This window comes from Halomonas sp., assembly GCF_041689495.1.
Taxonomy (GTDB): domain Bacteria; phylum Pseudomonadota; class Gammaproteobacteria; order Pseudomonadales; family Halomonadaceae; genus Halomonas.
The window spans coordinates 1-3573 of sequence record NZ_JBDNGD010000538.1; the positions used below are offsets into that span (position 1 = coordinate 1).

Consider the following 3573-nt stretch of genomic DNA (forward strand, 5'->3'; position numbering starts at 1 on the left):
AGAAATGGACAGTCCCACTGACTCCAACGGAGGTATAAATTGCGCAAGACACTCCTGGCAATGGCCCTGGGCCTCGCCTCTACCGCGGTCCTGGCCGGCGGCGAGCATGGCGGCAACCACGGCGGTGAAGATGACGTCCAGGTGGACAGCACCATCAGCTTCGAGGCCGGTGACATGTGGTTCACTCCCGGCAATCTCCATATCGAGCCGGGGGAGACGGTGAAGTTCGAGATCACCAACACCGGCAACCTCGAGCACGAGTTCGTGATAGGCAACGCCGAGGCTCAGGCGAACCACCGCGAGATGATGATCGAGATGGCATCGGGTGGCGGGCATGACATGTCCGGAGAGCATCATGGTGGAGGCCACGGCGACGGCATGCCCTCCGTGACCATCGACCCGGGCGAGACCGCCACCCTGGTGTGGACCGCCCCGCAGGATACCGATAAGCTCGAATTCGCCTGCAACATTCCCGGCCACTACGCGTCAGGCATGAGCGGAGACATCAACCTCCAGGGATGAAGGCATGAAGCTGTTGCTAGTCGAAGACGATGACCTGCTGGCCGAGAGCCTGGCAGAGACATTGCAGGACGAGGGCTACAGCGTCGATACGGCCACACGCATCCGTGTGGCCGACTCGTTGATGGCAACGGAAGATTATGCCCTCGCCATCCTCGATATCGGCCTGCCCGACGGTTCTGGCCTGGACCTGCTGCGACGCTGGCGGGAACAGGGTCATCGTTTGCCCATTCTGGCGCTGACAGCACGGGACACCTGGGAAGACAAGGTACTCGGCCTGCGGTGCGGAGCCGACGATTACATGACCAAGCCCTTTCACGAGGCCGAGCTGCTGGCCCGCTTGCATGCCCTGTTGAGACGGCAGGCTGGCGGCCTGGCCCAGCGGTTGACCGTCAATGAGGTGCAACTGGACGAGCAGACCCAGAAGGTCAGCACGGATGGTGCGACCTGGCACTCCCTGACTGCCACCGAATTTCGGCTGCTGCGCTACCTGATGCATCATCCGGATCGCGTGCACTCCAAGTTACGCCTGCTCGACCAGCTCTATACGCTGGAGCAGGACGCCCCCGCCCCGAACCTGGTCGAGGTCTATATCGGTCGGCTGCGCCGCCGGTTGGGCAAGCACATCATCCAGACGCGTCGCGGCCAGGGCTATGTCTTCGCTTCGCGCTGATCGTCGCAGCCTGCGCTTTCGCCTATTGATCTGGCTGGGCGGCGTGGCACTGATCGCCGTCGGTATCACCTGGCTGCTGCATGGCATCCTGCTGCGCGATCTTGCCCGCGATTTTCTGGGCAACCGTCTGCGCCATGAAACGCATTACACGCTGGAACGGCTGCGTCAGGAACAATCCCAGGTGAAACCCTGGCTTGATACGGCCAGCCAGACCTCGCAGATGTTTCATCACCTCTATGTCCTGCGGATGGATGGCAATGTCAGCACATCACACCCCGATTGGCTGACCACCCTTACTCCCTATCTGGAGGGCGAGGACGATACCCTCTTCAAGGTGCAATGGCAGGGCCGTCACCTGCTGCTCTACCGTGAGACCTTTGCCCTGGAAGATGGCGCCGCCGGCACCCTCTTGATCGGCGAGGACTTCGCGGAAGTGGAAGCCGGGCTGGCTACCCTACACTGGTGGGTCGGTGGCATCGCGGGCCTGGCGCTGATCCTGCTGATCCTGCTCAACCTTTTGGCCGTGAATGCGGGACTGTCACCACTGGCGCGGCTCCAGCGGCAACTCGATGAATTGCGTGCGGGTTATCGCGAGCGCCTGCACCTGGATACCCCCTCGGAGCTCGATGGCCTGGTCGGTCAACTCAACCGCTTCATGGACGAGCAGGACAAACGCCTCAAACGCTCGCGGGACGCCGTCGCCAACCTCTCCCATGCACTGAAGACGCCCTTGGCGGCCGTCACCCAGGTGCTGCGAGGCTCTCGCCCCATCGACGGCGATCGCCGCCTGAAGATATTGGCTCGCCTGGAGGACGTTCAGTCCCTGCTCGACTCGGAGCTGCGCCGTTCACGCATCGCCGGCCCCTATGCCGGCCAGCTGACCTGCATCAGGCAAGAGGCAGAGCGACTGATCGAGATGTTCGGCGCCCTATACCCCGAAAAGCGCTTTCACCTCGACGGACCGCAGGACGAGCGGGCCACGGTTAGCGTCGAACGCCAGGACTTCACCGAGATGCTGGGCATCGTGCTCGACAATGCCGGGAAATGGGCGCAACACGACGTACACTGCCGCCTGGCAGTAACGACGGCTCTGACACTGATCATTGAGGATGATGGCCCTGGCGTGGCCGAGGAGAATCTCGCCCAACTGGGCCAACGAGGGCTCCGACTCGACGAAGGGCGCCCCGGCCATGGCCTGGGACTGTCGATCCTTGGGCACCTGGTCAAGCAATATGGGGGGCGCATGACCTTCGCCGCGAATGGCGCGGGTGGCTTGACCGTCACCATCGTGTTGCCCACCACCGAAGCCCCCACGAATTCCCCCAGCAGTTCAGCCTGAATTCAGTTTGCCCCCTCATGATCGGCTCCTCTCTCTCATCGCCAAGGAGTCGTCCATGGCCGCCGCGAAGCAATCCATGCTTCCCCTATCACGCCGCCAGCTACTCAAGAGTGGCGCCGCCGGGATGAGGATGTGGTTCTGAGCCTGCCCTGGCGTCATACTGGATCAGGACGCCTCCTCATGAAACGTCGAGGGGTCAGGGCGTCAAGATCCTGGCCCCTCGCTCTGATGACGACAGGTAAAGGGAGCATGGTTAACCAGCAAAAGAGCCAAGAAAGCCCCCCTGCCCGCCTTTCCCGCGGCGCATGGGGGCGCATCATGCTGGGCATGGCAGTGCTTGCCATTTTCCTCGCCACGTCACTGGTGCTGTGGCACTCCGGCATACTGGATGCCCTGCTGGCCAGCGACACCCTCGAGCAGGCGGTCATACGGCTTGGCCCATTCGGCCCGCTACTGATCATTGGCATGATGACGATGGCCATTGTCATGAGCCCGATCCCCAGCGCCCCGATCGCGCTGGCCGCCGGTGCGGCCTATGGCCATGGCTGGGGCACGCTCTATGTCGCCATCGGCGCCGAGTCAGGCGCGCTCATCGCCTTCGCCATTGCCCGCCTGCTGGGGTACGACGTACTGAGGGCCTGGTTGGACGTGCGCCCCCCTTCCGGCCTTTTAAATCGCTTCATCTCCCAGAATGCCCTGATGGGCGCGGTTTTCGCGACCCGGCTGATGCCGTTCCTGTCGTTCGATGTCGTCAGCTACGCGGCCGGCCTCTCGCCCCTCAAGGCCTGGCGCTTCGCCATCGCCACTCTGCTCGGCGTCATGCCAGCGAGCTTCCTGCTGGCGCATTTCGGCGACGAACTCGCCTCCGACGATCTACGCCGCGCTGGCCTCACCGTGCTCGCGCTCGGCACCCTCACCCTGCTCCCCCTGGCCTGGAAAGCGGCTCCGCCGCGCTACCGATCGGCCCTCAAGCGCTTGCTGCACCTGGGGTAGCCGGTCAGCGTCCCGCCAAGCACCCGCTGGGGCCGTCTATCAGGGGGGG

Annotated in this window: 4 protein-coding genes; all 4 read left to right on the top strand. The window is 63.6% G+C overall.

Going from position 1 to position 3573, the window contains the following annotated elements:
* Positions 1-39: 39 nt before the first annotated feature.
* Positions 40-522: a plastocyanin/azurin family copper-binding protein gene (locus ACESMD_RS15650; protein WP_372614791.1), complete on the top strand. Its 483-nt coding sequence runs from the start codon at positions 40-42 to the stop codon at positions 520-522.
* Positions 523-526: 4 nt separating this feature from the next.
* Positions 527-1192 carry a response regulator transcription factor gene (locus tag ACESMD_RS15655; protein ID WP_372614793.1) on the top strand — a complete coding sequence of 222 codons (666 nt, stop codon included), beginning with the start codon at positions 527-529 and terminating at the stop codon, positions 1190-1192.
* Positions 1173-2531 (top strand): sensor histidine kinase, encoded by a 1359-nt coding sequence (locus ACESMD_RS15660; RefSeq protein WP_372614795.1) that lies wholly within the window; start codon positions 1173-1175, stop codon positions 2529-2531. Before ACESMD_RS15655 ends, ACESMD_RS15660 begins: the two co-directional genes overlap by 20 nt.
* Before the next feature lie 249 nt (positions 2532-2780).
* The gene (locus ACESMD_RS15665; protein WP_372614797.1) at positions 2781-3524 is read left to right on the top strand and encodes a TVP38/TMEM64 family protein; all 744 of its coding nucleotides are present in this window, start codon (positions 2781-2783) and stop codon (positions 3522-3524) included.
* Positions 3525-3573: the final 49 nt, after the last annotated feature.

Excerpts from the sequence above, each read along its gene's own strand:
- ACESMD_RS15655 (WP_372614793.1), top strand. The coding sequence starts at position 527 with ATGAAGCTGTTGCTAGTCGAAGACGATGACCTGCTGGCCGAGAGCCTG.
- ACESMD_RS15665 (WP_372614797.1), top strand. The coding sequence starts at position 2,781 with ATGGTTAACCAGCAAAAGAGCCAAGAAAGCCCCCCTGCCCGCCTTTCC.
- ACESMD_RS15660 (WP_372614795.1), top strand. The coding sequence starts at position 1,173 with ATGTCTTCGCTTCGCGCTGATCGTCGCAGCCTGCGCTTTCGCCTATTG.